Source organism: Hoylesella shahii, assembly GCF_937990675.1.
Lineage (GTDB): Bacteria > Bacteroidota > Bacteroidia > Bacteroidales > Bacteroidaceae > Prevotella > Prevotella shahii.
In genome coordinates, this window is record NZ_CALKQY010000038.1 from 1 (window position 1) to 17878 (window position 17878).

Sequence of the window (17878 nt, forward strand, 5' to 3'; positions counted from 1 at the left end):
ACCATTGACACACAGCTTGCATTGTTCTGAATTCGTCGAACTCACGTTAAATAGCAAAAAATGGGGCGAAAAACGGATTGAACCCTGCTGCCATTTTTCTCTTTTTGGGGTGTTTTATATAGGTTTTAGTGGTTTTTTTCGTCTAGAATGAGTGGCGAGAAAAGGGTGATTTGTAAAGAATATTTATCGTGTTAACAATTCAATTCCTCTCAGTCGTTGTGGTTGTATGTGGCAAATGAGCGTTTTATATGGTGGTTATCGTCTTTATATTGCTCACGCCAAAAACTCTGTTTTCTTTGATGTTGGTTTGGGTTATGGCAACAATAGGGTGCACCATCTATTGCTTAGTGCTTATTGGCGCATGCTGCTGTATGAGCAACATGTGTAGCAATGTTTGTAAAAGGTTATTTGTTCAGCGCCCTACATTTCTCTATCAGCTGCCAACGCGTAGCTTATTGAATAGCAAGCAGATAAAAATATCCCCTCGTTTGTTGCACTTATCCATGCGAAGTGCAGCAAGCGAGGGGTTGAAAGGCTGGTTTGCCTTGTGTTGATAAATGGTGTTTAACCCAAAGCGGTTGTTAAAAACCAGTACAGATGTGGTTGGATTATGAACAGCTGATACGTCTAACTCTTGTAGATATAGCCCACTGCGCCAAGCACATGCCTTAAGCAAGATGCGTGCAACAGCGAATGGCGAACAGTAAGCAACGCGAGGGATGGCATCAACTGTTAGATACCAGCAAACAATTGCTTGGGATTGTTGTTGGCGCGTGGCGTGCTTATCTCACCACATATTTTTTCTTACCCACCACATATATACCCTTGGGCAAGCCCAAAAGTGCTTTTTCTTTCTCAACATTAGCGCGTATCAGTCGGCCGTCTATGGCATAAACGTTCACGTTTAGCGCTTCAGCTTGTGGAAAATTAACAATATTGGTAGTGACATTGGCCACAAACAACTGCACAATTTGTTGCGCGCTCGAACTCTTATAGCATGCAAAGCGTGGTTGATGATTGTTGTAATAAATAGCGCGTTCGGTGCTTTGCTTGTTGGTAATTCTCACAATTGTGTCGTTCACCACGTCGATGTCCCATTGAGCAGAGGCATTTTGGGCATCCTTTTCGTTGTTTAGCGTGTTCTTCGTGCCATTGTATGCCAAGTAAGTTTTCTCTATTCCGTCGTACAGCGTGTAGCTTCCTTGCTTTCCACCAAGCGTCAATGTGCGCGGCTGGTCTTTGCCATTCACCTCTGCAGTCATTTCAAATCGGCTCATAGGCGCCGTCACCGATGTGCGATAACCTTTGTTACTGGCGCCTAAAGCAGCGGTAGCCTTTTCGTTAACGATGAGATAGTATCCACCCGGTTGCAAGTCGTTAACAGACATAACTTTTTTAAACACCACCTTACCCGTAGGCATTGCAGAGTTATTATCGGGTGTATCAGGCGTGTTAGGCTCGTCGGGCTTGTTCGGTTGGTCAGGGGTATTCGGTTCATCTGGATTATCAGGCTTCTTGTTTTCACCAGGTGCAGTGTAGTTGGCATAATCAAAAGCCTTGTCGGTGAGCGTTCCCCACACGTATTGTTCCAGTCCGGGGTAGTCCACATAGGGGTTTCTGTTCATCTGCAGTTTATACACAGCGTTGTTTCTGTCCACCTCTTTTTGGCTCACGGGGTCGTTTCCAGCCCATCGAATAAACATATTAAGTGCCCATTGTGCCAGTCCTGGGTAGCTGCTTTTGCCATAAGTTTCTCCACCCCACGAACTAACGCGGTCTTCATAGCGTGTGGCCATGTAGAAATACACACGTGCAAGGTCGCCTTTATATTCGTCGGCAGGTTCGAACACCGTGCCATGGTATCCTTCGGTGGTGCACTTACCCACTTTGCTAAATCCATTTTTCGATTGATAGTTTTCGCCTTTGGTTTCTCCTAGCGGATAATTGCTTCTCCTATTATTAACATATCCGTCGGTGGGAAACACATGGAAGAGGTCGCTTTTCATCGGACTAGCTTTCTTAAACCAACTTTGAGGTGTGGTGTGTTCTCGATTAAACACGTCGCCCTCTTGCTTATAATTGCCCTTATGGCCATTAACAGGGTCGTATTTGGTGACATTCGAGTAGATGTCCCAAATTGTTCCGTCGGGTCGCAGGTCGGTGGTTTTGTACGCATTCCACAACGCATCGTAACCTAAGTCTTTCGCACCGGTAGAGATAATTTTGCTCAAGGCCGTTTTAAGCGCTTCGCCTTTTAGAGCGTTAGCATTTTGATAATAAGTTCCCGACCCATTGGGACCTTGCGCCCATGCGCTAAGCGTCACCGTAAGGGCCATCAACATGTGTGTAAATCTTGTTACTTTCATATTGTTAATGTTTTAGATATTTACAATATGCAAATATAATAAAAAATTACGAGCCGTAAAGGCTTGGGGTGTTTAAATCTTTTAAAATCCGTATGAGCCTTATAAAATTCGCGCAGCGTGATGTGTTGCCAGTTTTAAAGTGTTCGTTTTGTAGCGTTTTGCGCTCAGTGTTTACTTCTAGTTGTGCAACCCTAGGTTAAAACGCATGCTTAATGCGATGAATGAGGAATGTGCGCCACTTGCAAGATAAAGCGCTTACCCTAGTTAAAGCTTTTAATAGCATAGCACAGCGGTAGCGGAAAAAGTCCTAAACAATGAGTAAGACAAAGCATGGACAGAAAGAAAAGACTGCCATGTCAGCGAAAAAACATCAGGAGGGCATGCGTGGTGAAGAAAAGAGGCCATAAAATAGCTATAAATCAGATAGAAACGAGAGGGGAGTAGGGGAGTGGGTGGCGGTGTTAGATAGGTGTTTTTTATTCAAACCAAACCCTTTACGAGCCAAGAGCATAAGCATCAGCAGAAGCATGTTATTTAATTGAACTTGACTTAATAAATAAGAAAAACACGCAAACCATCTGTGTTGTGAAAATTTATTGCTAAATTTGCATGCAATAAATTTCTAAATTCTCCACTATGTCATCATTTGTTGCAGATAAAATTGTGATGGACGGTCTTACATACGACGACGTCCTGCTTATACCCGCTTATTCAGACGTGCTGCCAAAGACAGTAACGTTGAAGACAAAGTTCTCTCGAAACATCGAATTGAACATCCCTTTCGTTACGGCAGCTATGGATACTGTTACCGAAGCAGCCATGGCCATAGCCATAGCGCGTGAAGGTGGAATAGGTGTGATACACAAAAACATGTCTATTGAAGAGCAAGCACACGAGGTGGCCGTGGTGAAACGTGCCGAAAATGGTATGATTTACGACCCCTTAACCATTAGAAGGGGACGCACCGTGAAAGATGCGCTTGACATGATGCGCGACTATCACATCGGTGGTATCCCCGTTGTGGATGAAGATAATCGTCTCGTGGGTATCGTAACCAATAGAGACTTGCGATTCGAACATCGTCTTGACAAAAAGATTGATGAGGTGATGACTAGCGAAAACCTTGTGGTGACACACCAACAAACCGATTTGACGGCCGCAGCACAGATATTGCAAGAAAACAAAATTGAAAAACTTCCCGTGGTGGATGCTAACAATCGCATCGTGGGATTGATTACTTATAAAGACATAACCAAGGCTAAAGATAAGCCAATGGCCTGCAAAGACGAGAAAGGACGTTTGCGCGTGGCTGCTGGAGTGGGCGTAACGGGCGATACCTTAGACCGCATGAAAGCGCTCGTTGAGGCTGGTGCCGATGCAATTGTTATTGATACGGCCCACGGTCATTCTAAATATGTGGTTGAAAAGCTGGTTGAAGCCAAACGCGCTTTCCCCAATGTAGACATCGTTGTGGGTAATGTGGCTACGGGCGAAGCAGCAAAATTGCTGGTTGAACATGGTGCCGACGCTATTAAAGTGGGCATCGGTCCTGGTTCTATCTGTACAACACGCGTGGTGGCTGGTGTGGGTGTGCCACAGCTTAGCGCTATTTACAGCGTGTTTGATGCTCTTAAAGGCACGGGCGTGCCACTTATCGCCGACGGCGGACTGCGTTATTCGGGCGATGTGGTAAAGGCTTTGGCAGCCGGTGGTAGCTCGGTGATGATTGGTTCGCTGGTGGCTGGTACCGAAGAAAGTCCTGGAGAAACCATCATCTTTAATGGTAGAAAGTTTAAAACTTATCGTGGAATGGGCTCAATGGAGGCTATGGAGCAGAAGAATGGTTCGAAAGACCGTTATTTCCAAGGCGACACCATCGAAGCAAAGAAGCTTGTTCCCGAAGGTATTGCAGGCAGAGTGCCCTACAAAGGCACGGTGCAAGAGGTGATTTATCAGCTCATCGGCGGTCTGCGTTCGGGTATGGGCTATTGTGGAGCAAACGACATCCTTACGCTTCATAATGCTAAGTTCACCCGAATAACCAATGCAGGTGTGCTTGAAAGTCATCCACACGACATCACCATCACCAGTGAAGCACCCAACTATAGCCGTCCAGAATAATTTTATAACCTATATATAATATGGTGTAACTTCTCGTTGTGCGTGGCTATTGTGCCAACAACGCCCCGCAGGCGAGAAGTTTTCGCCACTTAACCTGTAACTAATGAGATGTAGAGCCCTCTTTGCGGCGTTGCTGTTTGGTGCCCTTGTGGCCCACGCCCAAGACGACCCCACCCTTATGACCATTAACGGACGGCCTGTGAGTCGTTCGGAATTTGAGTACTCGTATAATAAAAACAATGCTGGAAATGTGGTCGATAAGAAAACGGTGGCACAATATGTAGACCTCTTTGTGAACTATAGGCTTAAGGTGGAAGCAGCCTTGGCTGCACGCCTCGACACTATGCAAGCTTTCAAAGACGAGTTTCTGAGTTATCGCGACCAGCAGGTGAGACCTTCGTTTGTTACTAATGCCGACGTAGAAAAGCTGGCTAGAGAGATGTACGAAGAGACTAGGCAGCGCATCGACGCACAAGGCGGACAGGTGAGGGTGGCTCATATCATGCTGCTGTTGCCTCAAAAGGCTTCGAAATCAGTTCAGCAACGTGCTCAACTGCGCATCGACTCCGTCTATCAGGCACTTAAACGTGGTGCTAACTTTGGCGAATTGGCTCGTAAATTGTCTGACGATAAAGGCTCGGCACAGCATGGTGGCGAACTGCCTTGGCTGCAAAAGGGACAAACATTAAAAGAGTTTGAAGACGCAGCTTTCGCACTTAAGCAAGGAGAAATAAGCAAACCGGTGCTCTCGCCTGCAGGTTATCATGTTATCAAACTGATTGAACGTCGCATGTTTCTGCCTTACGACTCGCTAAAGGCCGACATCCTGGCTTACATCGACCAAACAGGAATGCGCGAACAGATTGTAGATAACAAACTGAACGAACTGGCTAAAGCCTCTGCTACGCCCCAAACGCCTGCCGAAGTGCTACAGCAACGCGTGCAAGAGATGGAGGCCAAAGACCCCGCACTGAAATATCTCAATCAAGAATATCACGACGGACTGTTGCTTTACGAAATAAGTAACCGCACCGTTTGGGAAAAAGCAGCAAAAGACGAAGAGGGATTGCGCTACTTTTTCAGCAAAAACAAAAAGCGATATGTATGGGATGAACCTCGATTTAAGGGCATAGCATGCTACGCTAAAACAAAAGCCGACCTCAAAGCGGTGAAAAAAATGGTGAAGAAATTGCCTTTTGACCAGTGGAACGAAGCCCTGACAAATGCATTTAACAATGATTCAACCGTCAGGATAAGGGCAGAACGAGGCATGTTTAAACCTGGAGACAATGCGCTAGTTGATAGAGAGGTGTTTAAAAAACATGGCAACGTGAAAGAAAATCCCCAATTTCCAGTGATGGGCGTGGTAGGAAAAAAACTTAAATCGCCTAAAGAAATGGACGACGTTAGAGCCCTCGTGGTGGCCGATTTCCAAGAAACGCTCGAAAAAGAATGGGTAAAAGACTTGCGAAAAAAATATAAGGTGGAAGTGAACGAAGCGGTACTCAAAACCGTAAACAAACACTAACACCAACAAAACGACATATTTTAAACAACGATGAAAACCAAAACAAAGATATTCTGCGGCTTGTCTGCGATGATTTTGACTGCCGCCATTTCTGCCAATGCTAAGCAAGGACTGGCAACTAAGGTTGCACCGAACGACAGCACGGCAACAAAAACTCCTGCAAAGACCGAAGCTGCTGTGCCAGAATCGAGCGTTGTGGACGAAGTTATCTGGGTGGTGGGCGACGAACCCATACTTAAATCCGATGTTGAGGCTGCTCGTCTGCAAGCCGAAAACGATGGACACAAGTTTAAAGGTAATCCCGATTGCGCCATTCCCGAACAGTTGGCCGTGCAAAAACTGTTCCTACACCAAGCTGCCATCGACAGTTTGGAGGTGAGCGAATCGGAAATCTCTCAGGGTATTGAAGAGCAAATAAACTATTGGATACAAATGGTGGGCTCGAAAGAGAAACTGGAAGAGTATAGAAAACAAAGCATTTCGGAGATGAGACAGTCGATGCACGACGATTATAAGAACAATCGACTCATCGCCATGATGAAAGAAAAATTGGTGAGCGATGTAAAAGTGTCGCCTGCTGATGTGCGTAAATACTTTAAAGACTTACCCGCAGACAGCATTCCCATGATACCTACAATGGTGGAAGTGGAAATTATTACTCAAAATCCTAAGGTGAAAACCGAGGAAGTGAATCGTATTAAAGACCAATTGCGCGAATATACCGACCGCGTAACTAAGGGGGAAACTACTTTTGCAACCCTTGCGCGCCTCTATTCTGAAGACCCAGGCTCGTCAAGACAAGGCGGCGAACTGGGATACACGGGTAGGGCGGCCTTCGACCCCACGTTTGCAGCGGTGGCTTTCAATCTCACCGACCCCAATAAAATTTCAAAAATCGTTGAAACTGAGTTTGGTTATCACATCATACAGCTGATAGACAAACGCGGTGATAAGGTGAATGTGCGCCACATCCTATTGAAACCGCATATCTCGCAAGACGATATCGACCGCTCTAAGGCGCGACTCGACTCTATTGCTTCCGATATCAAAGCTGGTAAATTCACCTTCGAAGAGGGTGCAACTTTTATTTCTGAGGATAAAGACACCAAGAACAACCATGGACTGATGGCCTATACAGACCGCGAAACGCGCTCGCTAACGTCGAAGTTTCGTATGGGCGACCTGCCAACCGAGGTGGCTCGCGAAGTGGAAGGAATGAAAGTGGGCGATATATCCAAACCTTTCCAAATGACAAACGCTCGCGGTAAAACCGTTGTGGCTATCATTAAACTGAAGAATAGGGTAGACGAACACCGCGCAACCATCACAGAAGACTTCCAAGAAATGAAGAATGTGGTGCTTGCAAAGGAGCGTGAAAAGAAACTACACAACTGGGTTGTGAACAAAATTAAGCAGACTTACGTGCGCATGGACGACCGTTATAAGAACTGCGACTTTGAATATCAGGGATGGATTAAATGAGATTAAAAACGATATCGACATCTAATGGCGATTGGCATAGTGGCGCTCTGTGGGCGCTTCTATGCCTTTTTGTACTAAGTCTGCTGCCAGCACTAGCCCAAAAGAAGGTGAAAACTGCGCCGAAGACCGACGATCGCGTGTATCTAGTGCACTCTGATGAGTTGCGCTACGACCAATATGGCCTCGTTCCAGATGCACAAATCGTGAAAGGAAATGTGCAGTTCATGCACAAAGGGGCGAAAATGTGGTGCGATAGCGCGTATTTCTATCAGCAAACAAACTCGTTTCGAGCCTTCGGACATGTGAGAATGGTGCAAGGCGACACCCTTTCGCTTACCTGCGAGAGGGCATATTACGATGGTCAAGCGCAGTTAATGGAGGCTCGGAAAAACGTTTGGCTCAAACATAGAGGGCAAACGCTCAACACAGATAGTCTTAATTACGACCGACTTTATAACAACGCCTACTTCTTTGAAGGGGGAACGCTCACCGATAAGAACCAAAAACTGGTGGCCGACTGGGGGCAATATAACACCCAAACGCGAGAAGCGGTGTTCTATTATAATGTAAAGATGATAGAGAACGACCGCATTATCACCACCGACACCTTGCAATATAACACCCTAACCTCTATGGCGCACGTGCTCGGACCATCGCAAATAACCTCCAAAACAGGGGTGATTGAAACCCGCGATGGCTATCTAAACACCAAAACAAGCATGTCAACGCTGTACGGTCGCTCAACAGTTAACGACAAAGACAAAACCATTACGGGCGACAGTCTTTATTATGACGATAAGACTGGACAAAGCGAAGGCTATGGAGATGTGGTATATGTAGATAAGAAAAACAAAAATAGCCTGTTGTGTCAGCGCTTTAAATACAACGAAAAAACGGGCGCAGGGTGGGCTACTGGTAAGCTCTTGGCCAAAGATTATTCGCAAAAAGATACGCTGTATGTACATGCCGACTCGGTGAAGTTCTTTACTTACAACATCAATACCGACTCGGTTTATCGCATGGCTCATTGCTTTAAGCATGTACGAGCCTATCGACAAGACGTGCAAGCTGTGTGCGACTCGATGGTGGCTAACTCAAAAGACTCGTGTCTTACCATGTATCGCGACCCCATTGTTTGGAATGCTAACCGACAATTGCTGGGAGAAGTAATCAAAATCTACATGCAAGATAGCACCGTTAAAGAGGCTCACGTGCTGGGGCAAGCACTCTCTGTGGAGCAAATGCCCGACTCGGTGCACTTCAATCAGCTGTCGTCTAAAGACATGTTTGCTTATTTTATTGATGGAAACGTGCGCCGTAACGATGCCGTTAGCAATGTTCGTTCTATCTATTTTTCGGTAGATGATAAGGATAGTACACTCATTGGACTGAACTATCTCGAAACAGACACAATGCGAATGTTTATTTCTGCCGAACGACAATTGCAGAAAATATGGACTTGTAGGTTTGAAGCTACGCTCTACCCAATGTCTCAAATACCACCCGGTAAAGAGAAGCTGGAGGCTTTTGGATGGTTCGATTATGTGCGACCTTTAAATAAAGACGACCTCTTTGAGTGGCGTCCGAAGGCTGCAGGAAGCGAATTGAAAAAGGTGCAGCCCCGAACGCTGCCCAAACAACGACTCAACGATGATGATGGAACTAAGCAGTCTAATGCTCAAGTGCCAACGCAAGCCACGGGAAATGTTGCTGATGAGAAAATCGTTGATGCCGTAAAGACTGATGGCTCGGCTGCTGCAAAGGCTAAATCTGCCTCAGCATCTAATGCCAAGACGACTAAAAAGAAGAGTAGCACTTCATCTACAACAAAGAAAACCGCAGCCAAACGCTAAACCAACTACCCCATTAGGTGGACAATAGCGTGGAACTTTTCGCCCTCAACTGGCTTTCAATACCGTGTCCTTTGCTTGTCTTGCTGCACTGCAATTGGGCAAAAAGCGCATCCTTTCTTGACTTATCACAAAAGAATATCGCACTTATGGGAATGTTTTCAATGCGCAGTCCGCGCAGGTTTCATCACGAATATATCTACGCCAACGACCGTAAACAGCGGTTGGAGGAAATAGAACAGCGTGCGAAAACGAGCTTAGAACAAGCCGCAGAACACTCCCAAGTAGAGGATTTGCCTAGAGATGCCGATCGCTTTCGTGGCGCATTCACCCCGCACAATAGCCATTTGCATCGTCGCGGAGCAGCTTATGGTGTGGCATTAGGTAGCAGGGTGTTTTTATTTGTGGCCTTATTACTCTTCATGGGCTATGTGCTGTTAAAACTATTTGGTGCTTAAAGGGGGAAATTTGCTGCAAAGTCTTGTGCACTTTTTGTTATGTGCCTATGTAGACACACCATTATATATAAGGAGAAACAATCAATGAGCGACATAATACAACTTTTACCCGACTCGGTGGCCAATCAAATAGCCGCCGGCGAGGTAATACAAAGACCAGCCTCCATTATTAAAGAGTTGGTTGAGAATGCTGTTGACGCTGGTGCAACCCGCATTGATGTGAACGTTGTCGATGCAGGTAAAACCCAAGTGCAGGTAATAGACAACGGTAGAGGCATGTCTGAAACCGATGCGCGACTAGCTTTCGAACGCCATGCCACATCAAAGATACGTCAGGCATCCGACCTTTTCGCCCTTAACACAATGGGTTTTAGGGGTGAAGCTTTGGCTTCTATAGCTGCAGTGGCACAAGTGGAACTCAAAACACGTCTTGCCAACGAAGAGATTGGTACGGCGTTGTCTATCTCTGGGTCGCAGTTCACCGGACAAGAACCCTGTGCTTGTCCCGTAGGAAGTAACTTTGTTATCGAAAATCTCTTCTTTAATATCCCCGCCAGACGAAAGTTTCTCAAGTCTAACGCCACCGAACTCAATCATATTATCACCGCCTTCGAGCGTATAGCTCTTGTTTATCCCGACATTACGTTTACCCTTCGTAGCAATGGCACTGAGGTATTCAATCTTCCAGCAGTTGTACTTAAGCAGCGTATTGTAGATGTTTTCGGTAAGCGCATCAGTCAAGACCTGCTTTCGTTCAACGTAGAAACGTCTATATGCAAGGTACATGGCTTTGTGGGTAAACCCGAATCGTCGCGAAAAAAAGGCGCACATCAGTATTTTTTTGTTAATGGGCGCTATATGAAACACCCTTATTTTAATAAGGCTGTGATGCAACCTTTCGAACGACTTATACCTCAAGGCGAACAAGTGCCTTATTTTATTTACTTCGAAGTGAACCCCGAAGATATTGATGTAAACATACATCCCACCAAGACCGAGATAAAATTTGAGAACGAACAAGCCGTTTGGCAAATCCTTTCGGCTTCTGTGCGTGAGGCTGTGGGCTTGTTTAATGATGTTCCTACAATTGATTTCGACACCGAAGGACGCCCAGACATCCCCGTCTTCAATCCCAATGAAAGCGCTCCTGCGCCCAAGGTGAACTATAATCCGCATTACAATCCCTTCGACGACACACCTCAATCTGCACTACAAGCAAAGAATAGCAGTAGGTGGGACGACCTTTATGCAGGTTTGCAAACTGAAGAAAAGCCCGAATTGAGTCTCTTTCCCGAAACAGAGACCCCAAGCGAGCCAACAGCGAGCGGAATAATCGAAGATAAATCGCCTGCACATTACCAATATAAAGGGCGTTATGTGATGACCGCCGTTAAATCAGGACTGATGGTAATCGACCAACATCGGGCGCATATACGTATACTTTTCGAACAATATCTTCGTCAGGTGGCGCAGCGTTCAGGCACTTCTCAAAAGGTGATGTTCCCCGAGGTGGTGCAATTTACAGCCACCGAAGACCTGATGGCGCAAAAAATCATGTCCGATTTGGAGGGGTTGGGCTTCGAACTAACCGATCTCGGTGCGCGCAATTATGCCGTTAATGCCATCCCCGCCGGTCTTGAAGGCATCAATCCCATTGAGATGATACGCGACATGGTTGTAACAGCTATGGAAAAGGGTGCCGGATTGCGCGACGAAATCAATGAAGCACTGGCTTTAAGTCTTGCTCGTAACGCAGCTTTGCCCTACGGACAGGTTCTTGGTAACGACGAGATGGAGAATTTAGTCAATGCGCTCTTCGCATGCCCCAATGTGAACTATACGCCTAATGGGCAGAAAATTTTGGTCATTTTGTCGCAAGATGAATTGGAACAACAATTTCGTTGATACTTATATCTTGCTAATAGTCAATCCTTTGAGTTTAAGGGTGACTCCAAGTTGCCGAACTTCAAAGGCTTATTTTAATGTTCAAGAAAGTATTTTTGCAGATTTGAGATAAATCAAGTTTTCGGTATAAAGTTAGTTAAAATGCATTTTTTCATTGCTTGTCATGAAAAAATAAAGAAAATTATCACTAACTTTGCATTGTATTTAGGTAGGTACAGAATTATAGAGAGAAGATATTTTTGCTTATTAATAAAATTAGTTATGAAAAAATTATTGATTGTATTGGCGCTTGCTGGTGTTTCAACAGCATCAATGGCGCAGGATTCAGACCCCGTACAAAAGTATAGCGTGGCAACCAACTCTTTCTGGAGCAACTGGTTTATCCAAGTTGGTGGCGACTGGAACGCATGGTATTCAGACGAAGAACATGGAAAGAGCCTGTCAACAAGCCCTTTCAAAAAGTTCCGTTCAGGTCCTGGTGCTTCTGTAGCTGTAGGTAAGTGGTTTACTCCTGGCATCGGTTTGCGTACCAAACTGCAAGGACTTTGGGGTAAGTCGGTTGTTGACGGCCAAGATCGTCCTAACAAGTTCTGGAACTTGAACGAACACGTTCTGTTGAACGTAAGCAACATGGTATTGGGTTACAATCCTAATCGTGTTTGGAATGTTATTCCTTTCTTCGGTGGTGGTATGGGTCGTACAATGACTCACAACCTCTATTCGATGAACCTTACTGTTGGTGTTCTTAACACTTTCCGCGTATGCGATAAGCTTGCTATCAACGTGGAACTTGGCTGGAACCGCTTCGAAGAAGACATGGATGGCTATCAAGGCAACACGCTTAGCAATGTTCATTACAACCGCGGATGGGAAGATAAAGACAACTTGCTCTACGCTGAGCTAGGTCTTACCTTCAACTTGGGCAAGTCTACATGGAACAAAACTCCAGACGTAGATGCTTTGAAGGCTCTTTCTCAAGCTCAAATGGACGCGCTTAACGCTCAGTTGAACGATGCAGCTTCTGAAAACGCTCGTTTGAAGAATATGTTGGCTAACCAACAACCTGCTGAAACAAAGACCATCAAGGAATTTGTTACCACACCGGTTTCTGTATTCTTCAACATCAACAAGACAAACATTGCTTCGCAAAAAGACCTTGTTAACGTTCAAGCTGTTGCTAAGTACGCTAAGGAGAACAACTCTAACATCAACGTTGTTGGTTATGCTGACAGCGCTACTGGTACTCCTAGCATCAACCAAGCATTGTCTGACAAGCGTGCTGAGACCGTTGCTAACGAACTCGTTAAGATGGGTGTAAGCCGCGATAAGATTTCAACTGTTGGTAAGGGTGGTGTAGACGATTTGTCTCCTATCTCGTTCAACCGTCGTGCTACTGTTCAAATTGCTGAATAATAAAGCGCTGAAATCTTGCTTGCCGATTAACCTCGGTAGCTAGAAACGATACAAAAAGGGATGTGCCTGATGGTGCATCCCTTTTCGTTTTATATAGCTTTTATTTCTGCTTTGTGCTTCTCGTGGCGGGTTCGATGGTTGGGATTTAGCTGTTGTTCTTTCTATTCTCTACTGGGTTCTCTTTGTGCTTTTTATGGTTTGGTCGCGTGTCTTTTGTCCTTGCTATTCTCTGTTGTGGCTGTTTTGGGGGGCTTTTGCTTGGACAAGCCTACCAGCATTTTATGCGTCTTGTGTTGCTTTATTGCCTTAACTCCTTGGTTTTGCTTTTGCGCTTTTGGATATTAATCAACCAATTGGGGATAAATGTAAAATATTCAGCGAAGAATTTAACATTGTGAGCGCCTTTTTCTTCACCAACTCTCCTTTCGTTCTCAAATATTCAATTCTCGCGAGAGTTTGGAGAACACAAAATGTGCTTTTCGATTGTTTGTTGAATAACCGGATTTTTGTTTACAAAAACAGTGTTTTGCATCAATTTTTGGGCTATTTACTGCAAAACGCAGTGCTAACTCATGCAAAATGCAGTGCTAACTCATGCAAAACGCAGTGCTAACTCATGCAAAACGCAGTGCTAACTCATGCAAAACGCAAGGCTAACTCCTACAAAACGCAAGATTACACGCACTATTTTGCGTATTATTTGATAGGTTTCGTCTTCCGAGCACCAAACAAAATACCCATTTTTAGGGCAAAAACGAGCTTAAAAAGTGGTTTTTTAGGCGAAAAAATGGTGTTTCTGGGACGGTGAAAATCGTGAGAAGGCGAGCAAATAGAAAGGCTAAATGGTGCTAAATGCAAAAATAACGGGCAAAATTGGTGCGCGATGGTCGTACATAAGACCAAAAAAGGGTCAAAAATCATGCTTTACAGCATCTGTTTTCTCTAGAATGGGTTGCGCTTGTGAGTGTGTTTTGTAAAATAATATTACGCGCTTTAACATATCAAGCGAGTAAATCCGTTTCTTCAAAACTTGGAAAATAGCCCGTGGCGTATGCCTTAAATCCTTCGCCATCATCGCCAGTAGCAGTGATGGTGTACGTTCCATCGTTAACTATAATGTTGTGTGCAGAAGACGAAGTGGCGTAAGTTGAAGTTGATGAGATAGTGCGTATGCCGCGGGCAACCGACTTGATGGTGTATGTTCCGCCATTAAGTGTAATGGGGTTGTCAATGGTTTTAATACCATCTAAGGCTGATGTGATGTTGAATGTGGTTTCGTCGGCAACAATTCCGGCCAGCGTACAGATACCGTTATATGCCGAAGAGGTTACGTTGAGTGTAACCTTTGCCACCGAGCTACTAACGAAGTTCACCGAGCCAGTGTAGTTGCCCGACAATACATAATTAACACCCGAGGCGTTAGAGGTGATGTTGACGATGCCCGAATTATTGGTTACGCTAACGCCCAACACGTTGTTTGTTACGGTTGCAGATGTTCCGTTGAGGGCTATTGTCACCGTGCTACCAAAGGTGTGGCTGCTTAATACGTAGCTTGTTGCATCGCTAAGCGTGGTGGTGCTTACGGTTTGTGTTGCAGTTCCAGTGGTTGTTCCTTTGATTGTTTCAGTAGTCGAGCTGTTATCGTCGTTGCTCGAACACGAGGTGGTTACCCTTAGGTCCATAATTCCCTCGAGGGAGGCCATGAATACATACTTCTTCATTTCTCTTTAAATTTTAGTTGGTAAATTTATTGAGCAGATTTCACGAAAAAAAACGATTGAAGCGCCGTTCCTTCACGGTGTTGGTCGTTTCGTGGAGGCGCGTTTCCCTTTTGTCTGCTCTGATAAAAACAATAGTCAACCTGCACATTGTGCATGTTGGCAATTTTGGTAGTTAGGTTGGTTTTTTAATCATTTGCTATTGTTATTTTTGCTGCAAGCATTAGTATGGTTGTGCTTAGGATAATGATAAGTTGTCCACAATGGTTTTAAAAATAATGGTAAAATCTTTTCGTTTTTCTTCTTTTTTCACTAAGTTTGCACACGTTATGGTGAGCCAAATGAGAGCGCTTGCCTTTCAAAGCAATATTCAATTCATGTAAATAAGATGAAAACTGGTATAACGATGTTTGCTGTTGTAGCCTTAAGCTTATGTGCTACTATGCAGATGCATGCGCAGCAGTTCAGTATTTCGGGCAAATTTCCAGGCCTGAAGAATGGAGCAGCTGTGGAGTTGGAAGTAGAATCGCATGGCAACACCATGTCGTTGGCTCGCACCAAGGTGGTGAATGGTGCCTTTAAACTGGTGGGACAGGTAAAAAGTCCTACCGTTGCGCGCGTGAGAATTAACGACAAAGCGGTGTATGCACACGATGAAGAACCACGCGACCGAATGGTAAATCTCGTGGTTGAGAATGTACCTATCGTGATAGAAGTGGCTGCTTTTGACAGCATTCCTTCGGATAACGACCAAGAAAGACCAACGGCCGAACTGGAAAAGAATGTGCATGTGAAGGGAGGACCCGAACAAGTGAACTTTCAAATATGGCGCGACATTGTGCGACAAGCCGAGATTGCCGCTTGGTATAGCGAGCAAGCATGGCTGGTAGACGCTTACGACAACCCCAAGAAGGGTGGCGAATCGGCCGCCGAAAACAATCTTAAGGCTGTGGCTCTAAAGGATAAAGACGAACTAAAACGACTTAACCGCAACTTTATTGAGGCACATCCTTATGCTGCTATTGCGCTAAAACTGCAACAAGAGGGCATGACCGAGGTGTTTGTTAACACCCGTGAGGAACTGCAAGAGCTTATTGAACGCTTTAAAAACAATGCCGACCGCGAGGGATATGTAAGGTTTAAAAACTTTGTGCAGTCGTTGATGAAGTATGCTAAGGGCACGGCAGTGGTGGATTTCGATGTTAGTGAGGCCGATGGCAAGAAGTCTACATTGAAAAACTTCTTATCAGATAGCAAGTATAATGTGGTTGATTTTTGGGCCTCGTGGTGCGGTCCGTGCCGTGTTGCTATCCCTGGCATCAAGGCTTTGTATGCAAAGTGGAAGGATAAGATAAATGTTGTCAGCATCTCGCTCGACCGTAACGCTGCCGATTGGCATAAAGCCATGAAAGAAGAGGGCATGCCTTGGAAGCAATTGTTGGTGTCGCCCATGGCCATGCGCACGCTTAAAGACGATTATCGCGTTCTTGGTATTCCCGAATTGTTGGTGGTTACGCCCGATGGAAAGATTATTTATGCCACTGGCGACCCCGACGATGCGCACAACTTTATTGAGAAAATGTGTGCCGAGGGCAATAAATAAGTTCTTGGCTGTGTCTGCACTATCGCGTTTAGGGTCTTTATGGGCTATGCGAACATAGGTGGAGGGCACACCATCATTAATCCAAAATCGGTCATTAGAGCCTAAACAGATTTCTTTTTATTGTCGAGCAGATTGCCTGTCTTTGTAGGGCAGGCGTAGCAGGCTATGTAAAGCTTCAAAGACAGACAATCTGCTCGACAAGAAAATATAAGATGTTAGGAAACAACACAAAACAACAATTATAGAAACATTGTGTTCTAATGACCAATTTGGGTTAATATATGTGGTGCGCTGGGTGTTGAAGCGCACTATCTAAGCTTTGTGTATGGTGATCGTTGTGTGGTGCAGTCTGTGGTACACAAAGGTTTTATGCTAATGTTGGCACGGCTATTGTCTGTAAATAGTTGTGCCACGGTTGCCTTTATGTGTTGAAAGATTTACAAAACGATAAGCCCGCATCACACTATTCGGTCTTTTCTCGCGCTCATGGCTTTCCCTTTGTCAAAATTGGCCATGACTAAGCACTGCTGTTTGCTTTATTTTTCGTATTTTTGTGCTATGAAGTTACGAAAAGAGTGTAATTTATTGGAACTGAGCGTAGGTTAATTGCTCATGATAGTAATAGGTTACGATTTAGTTAGTTATCTACTGCATCATCCTTCTGCGCGTTGCGTAACCTTCAAAGAACTCTTCGTATGCAAAAGTAACAATAAAACGGGAGATTTTGAAATGAATCTCCCTAATTTTTTCTTCTCATACAAGTTTTTCCGTAAAAGCGGTTTTGTCCGTCGGCACACCATCGCCCAAAAGGATTTTGGTCGAACGTATGCCGACTACGCATAAGCGGAGAAAAGGGCTTTGCCTCACGCCTAAACAACAGTTTAGACTAATGATGCAAGGCCCATTTCTTTTGTGCTTATGCCAAAGAGGTGCTTTTACGGGTTTCTGACGATTTTTCTTTTTCCACTGTTCCTTTGAGCCGTAAGCGGAAAGCCGTGTCTGACCGCCCGATCCATAAATGGAACAAGCCGTCACACACGGCAGGCAAACCGGGAAGAATGATTTTATCCGTCCGACCGTACACGCTCGGCCAGACATATAAAATCATACTTCCTTGCCGGTGGTTTGCCCGGTTTCACGCCTCCGGCTATGTCCCTTTTCCTTTTGGCGTTTTCCCTTTTTTACGGATTTCTCTTTTGAAGTTTTCCTGTCCAATCTGCCTCCACTTCCGTTTACCTCCATTTTCGCGTCTTTCAGTGAGCCGCATCAGATAGTCATTTCCGTTCTGGGCGCAAAGGTAATTCCGGGATTGGACGGGAATGCAAGGTCAAGCCTCCTGTTTTCGGAAAAAATCTCCAGCCCTGCGGGTAGTATTTTTCCCGAAAAACCTTGCATTCCCTAATCCCTACCTTTTCAAGCACCCGAAACGAAAAC

At 45.0% G+C, this 17878-nt stretch carries 10 protein-coding genes; 8 read left to right on the plus strand and 2 right to left on the minus strand.

Annotation, left to right across the window (positions count from 1 at the left end):
- Positions 1–782 precede the first annotated feature (782 nt).
- A complete protein-coding gene (locus QME03_RS05705) occupies positions 783–2366 on the minus strand; it encodes an endonuclease (protein ID WP_281723752.1) in 1584 nt (527 codons plus the stop codon).
- A 636-nt stretch (positions 2367–3002) separates the two neighbouring features.
- On the opposite strand from QME03_RS05705, the gene guaB reads away from it, so the two are divergent.
- The 7 genes from guaB to QME03_RS05740 all read left to right on the plus strand — a co-directional run bounded on the left by guaB (position 3003) and on the right by QME03_RS05740 (position 13123).
- Positions 3003–4487, plus strand: coding sequence for an IMP dehydrogenase (gene guaB, locus QME03_RS05710; protein WP_025815726.1), 1485 nt, complete (start codon positions 3003–3005; stop codon positions 4485–4487).
- A 103-nt stretch (positions 4488–4590) separates the two neighbouring features.
- Entirely contained in the window at positions 4591–6015 is a 1425-nt protein-coding gene (locus QME03_RS05715) for a peptidylprolyl isomerase (protein ID WP_281723753.1), read from the plus strand.
- 30 nt (positions 6016–6045) lie between these two features.
- Positions 6046–7497, plus strand: coding sequence for a peptidylprolyl isomerase (locus QME03_RS05720; protein WP_025815725.1), 1452 nt, complete (start codon positions 6046–6048; stop codon positions 7495–7497).
- On the plus strand, positions 7494–9350 hold the full coding sequence (locus QME03_RS05725; protein WP_273146167.1) for an OstA-like protein: 1857 nt from the start codon (positions 7494–7496) through the stop codon (positions 9348–9350). The genes QME03_RS05720 and QME03_RS05725 overlap by 4 nt, the downstream gene beginning before the upstream one ends.
- A gap of 146 nt (positions 9351–9496) precedes the next feature.
- A complete protein-coding gene (locus tag QME03_RS05730; protein WP_273146169.1) occupies positions 9497–9805 on the plus strand; it encodes a hypothetical protein in 309 nt (102 codons plus the stop codon).
- Positions 9806–9889: 84 nt separating this feature from the next.
- Positions 9890–11710, plus strand: a complete 1821-nt coding sequence (gene mutL / locus QME03_RS05735; RefSeq protein WP_281723754.1) for a DNA mismatch repair endonuclease MutL — start codon at positions 9890–9892, stop codon at positions 11708–11710.
- A 261-nt stretch (positions 11711–11971) separates the two neighbouring features.
- Positions 11972–13123 (plus strand): OmpA family protein, encoded by a 1152-nt coding sequence (locus QME03_RS05740; RefSeq protein WP_281723755.1) that lies wholly within the window; start codon positions 11972–11974, stop codon positions 13121–13123.
- Between the two features lie 1001 nt (positions 13124–14124).
- On the opposite strand, the gene QME03_RS05745 is transcribed toward QME03_RS05740, so the two are convergent.
- Positions 14125–14844 (minus strand): hypothetical protein, encoded by a 720-nt coding sequence (locus QME03_RS05745; protein ID WP_281723756.1) that lies wholly within the window; start codon positions 14842–14844, stop codon positions 14125–14127.
- A gap of 385 nt (positions 14845–15229) precedes the next feature.
- Here QME03_RS05745 and QME03_RS05750 point away from each other — a divergent pair, with 385 nt between their 5' ends.
- On the plus strand, positions 15230–16444 hold the full coding sequence (locus QME03_RS05750) for a TlpA disulfide reductase family protein (RefSeq protein ID WP_025816607.1): 1215 nt from the start codon (positions 15230–15232) through the stop codon (positions 16442–16444).
- The last annotated feature ends 1434 nt before the right edge of the window (positions 16445–17878 follow it).